The 4,704-nt window shown below is 70.2% G+C and carries 3 protein-coding genes; all 3 read left to right on the top strand.

All coding sequences use genetic code 11. From position 1 onward, the window contains the following. Positions 1-114: 114 nt before the first annotated feature. The 3 genes from ACFWE2_RS24530 to ACFWE2_RS24520 all read left to right on the top strand — a co-directional run bounded on the left by ACFWE2_RS24530 (position 115) and on the right by ACFWE2_RS24520 (position 4,670). Positions 115-879, top strand: a complete 765-nt coding sequence (locus ACFWE2_RS24530; protein WP_377226821.1) for a TetR/AcrR family transcriptional regulator — start codon at positions 115-117, stop codon at positions 877-879. Next, complete coding sequence (locus tag ACFWE2_RS24525) at positions 880-2,667, top strand: ABC transporter ATP-binding protein (RefSeq protein WP_377226820.1); 1,788 nt, start codon at positions 880-882, stop codon at positions 2,665-2,667. Between the two features lie 77 nt (positions 2,668-2,744). Then, positions 2,745-4,670 carry an ABC transporter ATP-binding protein gene (locus tag ACFWE2_RS24520; RefSeq protein ID WP_377226822.1) on the top strand — a complete coding sequence of 642 codons (1,926 nt, stop codon included), beginning with the start codon at positions 2,745-2,747 and terminating at the stop codon, positions 4,668-4,670. Positions 4,671-4,704: the final 34 nt, after the last annotated feature.

Genomic DNA, 4,704 nt, shown 5'->3' with positions numbered 1-4,704 from the left:
GTCCGACTCTCCCCGTGACACCAGGGGGAGCCGGACAGGCGCTCTACTTCGTCGTTCTTACGCTCCCCGGATAACGAGTTGCGGAGTGAGTGCTCACTCATTTAGCGTCGGGGCATGGACAACGCACGACGGCGGGCAGCCCCGATGGCGCCCGAGGACCGCAAGGCGGCGATCGTCGACTCGGTGCTCCCGCTGGTCGGGGAGCGTGGAGCCGACGTCACGTCGCGTGAGCTGGCGCAGGCCGCCGGTGTCGCGGAGGGCACCCTGTTCCGGGCCTTCGGCGACAAGACGGCGCTGGTCGGGGCGGTAGCTGTCGAAGGGCTGCACCGCGCAGCCGGGCCCGAGGAGACGCTCGCGGAGCTCACGGCGATCGACTCGGCGCTCCCGCTGGAGCGGCGGCTCGCGCTCGTGATCGAGGCGGGCCGCGACCGGATGGCGGAGGTCATGCGGTGGATGTCGGTGCTGCGGCAGCTGCGGGTGACCCTGCCCCCGGTCGACGACGACGCGACGCGCCGCCGGATGACGGAGTTCCGCGACGGGCTCATGGCCCAGCGTGCGAGCCAGCACGCGGCGACCGTCGAGGGCATCACCGCCGTCCTCGCGCCCGACCTGCACCGCCTGCGTGTGCCCGTCGAGGTGGCGATCTCGCTGGTCGAGTCGGCGATCGCGGGTACGCACCACCGGCTCGACGACCTGCTCCCCGTTGTGCCCGCCCACGTGCTGGCCGACGCCCTCGTGAACGGCCTCGCCGGTCCACCGGACGAGCCGGCGAAAAAGCCTGGCCCCGCACGCCCGGACGCAGCAGCCTCCGGTACTGCGGCACCGGGCGTCCCCACCCCTGGTTCTCCAGCCCCCAGCCTCGAAGGGAACTGCATCTAAATGCTTGTCACGCTTGCCCGAAAGTACTTGGGCCCGTACCGCTGGGCGGTGGTAGCGGTGCTCGTCCTGCAGCTGGTGCAGACGCTCGCGGCGCTCTATCTGCCCAGCTTGAACGCGGACATCATCGACGACGGAGTGGTGGTCGGCGACATCGGCCACATCTGGCGCACCGGCGGCTGGATGCTCGTCGTGTCGCTGGGCCAGGTCGTGGCCTCCGTCGTCGCCGTCTACTTCGGCGCGCAGGTCGCCACGGCGTTCGGCCGGGACCTGCGACGCGACCTGTTCCACACCGTGCAGACGTTCTCCGCGCGGGAGATGGCGCAGTTCGGCGCGCCGACCCTCATCACACGCGGCACCAACGACGTGCAGCAGGTCCAGATGACCGTGCTCATGACGTTCACCATCATGGTGATGGCGCCGATCATGCTGGTCGGGGGAGTCATCCTGGCACTGTCCGAGGACGTCACGATGTCCGGCCTCCTGCTGGTCATCGTGCCGGTCCTGGCCGCGACGGCCGGCGTCATCGTCTGGCGGATGGTGCCGCACTTCCGGCGCATGCAGAAGCGCATCGACGCCATCAACTCCGTGCTGCGCGAGCAGATCACCGGCCTCCGTGTGGTCCGCGCGTTCGTGCGTGAACGCCGCGAGAAGGAACGCTTCGGCACGGTCAACGAGGAGCTGTTCGACACCTCGCTGCGCGCCGGCCGCCTGATGGCGCTCACGTTCCCCGTGGTCATGCTCATCATGAACATGTCCTCGGTGGCGGTGCTGTGGTTCGGCGCGCGCGAGATCGAGGCGGGGGGCCTGGAGATCGGCTCCCTGACGGCGTTCCTGAGCTACCTCATGTACATCCTCATGGCCGTGATGATGTCCACGATGATCTTCATGATGATCCCGCGTGCGGCCGTCGCGGCGGAGCGGATCGGGGAGGTCCTCGAGACGACGTCGTCGGTCGTCGACCCGGAGCGCCCGGTGCGGCTGGTCCCGCCAGGCCCGGCCGGCGAGGACGGCTCGACCGGCGCGGACGGCCCACGCGGTCGCGTCACCTTCGAGGGCGTCGAGTTCCGCTACCCGGGCGCCGAGGCGCCCGTGCTGCACGACCTGACGTTCGCCGCGGAGCCGGGCCAGATCACCGCGATCATCGGCTCGACGGGTGCCGGCAAGTCGACGCTGCTCAACCTCGTGCCGCGGCTGTTCGACGCGACGGGCGGGACGGTACGCGTCGACGAGATCGACGTCCGCGACGTCACGCAGCGCGACCTGGGCTCGCTCATGGGACTGGTGCCGCAGAAGGCGTTCCTGTTCACCGGGACCATCGCGGACAACCTCCGGTACGGCAAGCCCGACGCCACCGAGGAGGAGATGTGGGCGGCGCTCGAGGTGGCGCAGGCCCGCGACTTCGTCGAGGCGCTGGGCGACGAGAACGGCAGCGGTCTGGAGGCGGTGGTGGCGCAGGGCGGTGCCACGTTCTCCGGCGGGCAGCGGCAGCGGCTGGCGATCGCGCGGGCGGTGATCCGGCGCCCGCGGATCTACCTGTTCGACGACAGCTTCTCCGCGCTCGACTACGCGACCGACGCGCGGTTGCGGGCGGCGCTTCGGCCGCAGACCCGCGATGCGACGACGATCATCGTGGCGCAGCGGGTGGCGACCATCCGCGACGCCGAGCAGATCCTGGTGCTCGACCACGGCCGCATCGTCGGCAGGGGCACGCACGCGGAGCTGCTGGCCGACAACCCGACGTACCAGGAGATCGTGACGTCCCAGATGAGCTTGGAGGAGGCAGCGTGAGCGGGGAAGAGAAGACGACCAAGGCCGCGCCGGCGGCGCCACCCGGCCCGCCCAACCCGCGCCCGGGACCCGGGCCGATGGGCAACATGGGCATGCCCGTGCAGAAGCCCCTGGACTTCAAGGGGTCGCTGCGCCGGTTCGCCGGCTCGCTGCGGCCCGAGCGGCTGAACGTCGTCGTGCTCATGGTGCTGGGGATCGGCTCGGTGGCCCTCACCGTGCTGGGGCCCAAGCTGCTCGGCGACGCGACGAACGTGATCTTCGCGGGCTTCGTGGGGGCGCAGCTGCCAGCGGGCGGGACGACCGAGCAGGCGATCGAGGCGCTCAGGGCCCAGGGCCAGGACCAGATGGCCGACCTGCTGTCCGGCGTCCCTGGTGTCGTCCCTGGGCAGGGCATCGACTTCATGCTGCTGGCGCAGACGCTCGGCTGGGTAGTCGCCGCCTACGTCGGGGCGTTCCTGTTCGGCTGGCTGCAGGCGCGCATCACCACCGGCGTCGTGCAGCGCACCATGCGGGACCTGCGTGACCAGGTGGAGGCGAAGCTGCACCGCATCCCGCTGTCGTACGTGGACGCCAAGCAGCGCGGCGAGATCCTGTCGCGCGTCACCAACGACATCGACAACGTGGCCCAGACGACCACGCAGACCCTCGCGCAGCTCGTCACGGCGGCGCTCACCGTGGTCGGCGTGCTCTTCATGATGTTCTGGATCTCGCCGATCCTCGCGCTGGTCGCGCTGGTGACGGTGCCGCTGTCCGTTGTCATGACGATGCAGATCGCCAAGCGCAGCCAGCCGCAGTTCGTCGAGCAGTGGGCGGCAACGGGGCGTCTCAACGCGCACATCGAGGAGTCGTTCACGGGCCACGCTCTCGTGAAGGTCTACGGGCACCAGGAGTCCACCGCCGAGGCCTTCGCCAAGGAGAACGCCTCGCTGTACGGGGCGAGCTTCAAGGCGCAGTTCATCTCGGGCACCATCCAGCCGGCGATGGGGTTCCTCGCGAACCTGAACTACGTGATCGTCGCGGTCATCGGTGGGCTCCGCGTGGCGTCGGGCACACTGTCGCTGGGTGACGTGCAGGCGTTCATCCAGTACTCGCGCCAGTTCACGCAGCCGCTCACGCAGGTCGCCTCGATGATGAACCTGCTGCAGTCCGGCGTCGCCTCCGCCGAGCGGGTGTTCGACCTGCTGGACGCGCCCGAGCAGACCGCCGACCCGGCCGAGTCGCAGAAGGTGGAGCCGGTGCGCGGGCGGGTCGCGTTCGAGGACGTCACGTTCTCGTACACGCCCGACCAGCCGCTCATCACCGGGCTCAACCTGGTCGCGGAGCCCGGCCAGACCATCGCCATCGTCGGCCCGACGGGCGCGGGCAAGACGACGCTGGTCAACCTCCTCATGCGGTTCTACGAGGTGGACGGCGGGCGTATCACGCTGGACGGCGTGGACACACGGGACATGTCGCGCGACGACCTGCGTTCGTCCGTCGGGATGGTGCTGCAGGACACCTGGCTCTTCAAGGGAACCATCGAGGAGAACCTGCGGTACGGGGTGCCGGACGGCGCCACGGTCGGCGAGGAGGAGTTCCTGGCCGCGACCCGGGCGACCCACGTCGACCCGTTCGTCCGGACCCTGCCCGACGGTTACGACACCGTGGTGGACGAGGAGGGTTCCAGCGTGAGCGCGGGGGAGAAGCAGCTCCTCACGCTCGCGCGGGCGTTCCTCGCCGACCCGGCGATCCTGGTGCTCGACGAGGCGACGTCGTCCGTGGACACCCGCACCGAGGTGCTGGTGCAGGAGGCCATGAACCGGCTGCGCAAGGACCGGACGTCGTTCGTCATCGCGCACCGCCTGTCGACCATCCGCGACGCCGACGTGATCCTCGTGATGGAACACGGCGACATCGTGGAGCAGGGGTCGCACGAGGACCTGCTCGCGGCCGACGGCGCGTACGCGCGGCTGTACGCGAGCCAGTTCGCCGCCCCGGCGGTGGAGGAGCCGGCGACGACGTAACCGGACGCTGTCGGCCGGGCCGCCCCTCCGGACG

The sequence above is a fragment of the Promicromonospora sp. NPDC060271 genome (assembly GCF_042726755.1).
Taxonomy (GTDB): Bacteria; Actinomycetota; Actinomycetes; order Actinomycetales; family Cellulomonadaceae; genus Promicromonospora.
Note: the sequence above shows the minus strand (reverse complement) of the source record. Positions and strands in the feature narration are given on the sequence as shown.

What these genes read in the sequence shown, in the direction of transcription:
- ACFWE2_RS24530 (WP_377226821.1), top strand. Translation starts at nt 115, where the DNA reads ATGGACAACGCACGACGGCGGGCAGCCCCGATGGCGCCCGAGGACCGC.
- ACFWE2_RS24525 (WP_377226820.1), top strand. Translation starts at nt 880, where the DNA reads ATGCTTGTCACGCTTGCCCGAAAGTACTTGGGCCCGTACCGCTGGGCG.
- ACFWE2_RS24520 (WP_377226822.1), top strand. Translation starts at nt 2,745, where the DNA reads ATGGGCAACATGGGCATGCCCGTGCAGAAGCCCCTGGACTTCAAGGGG.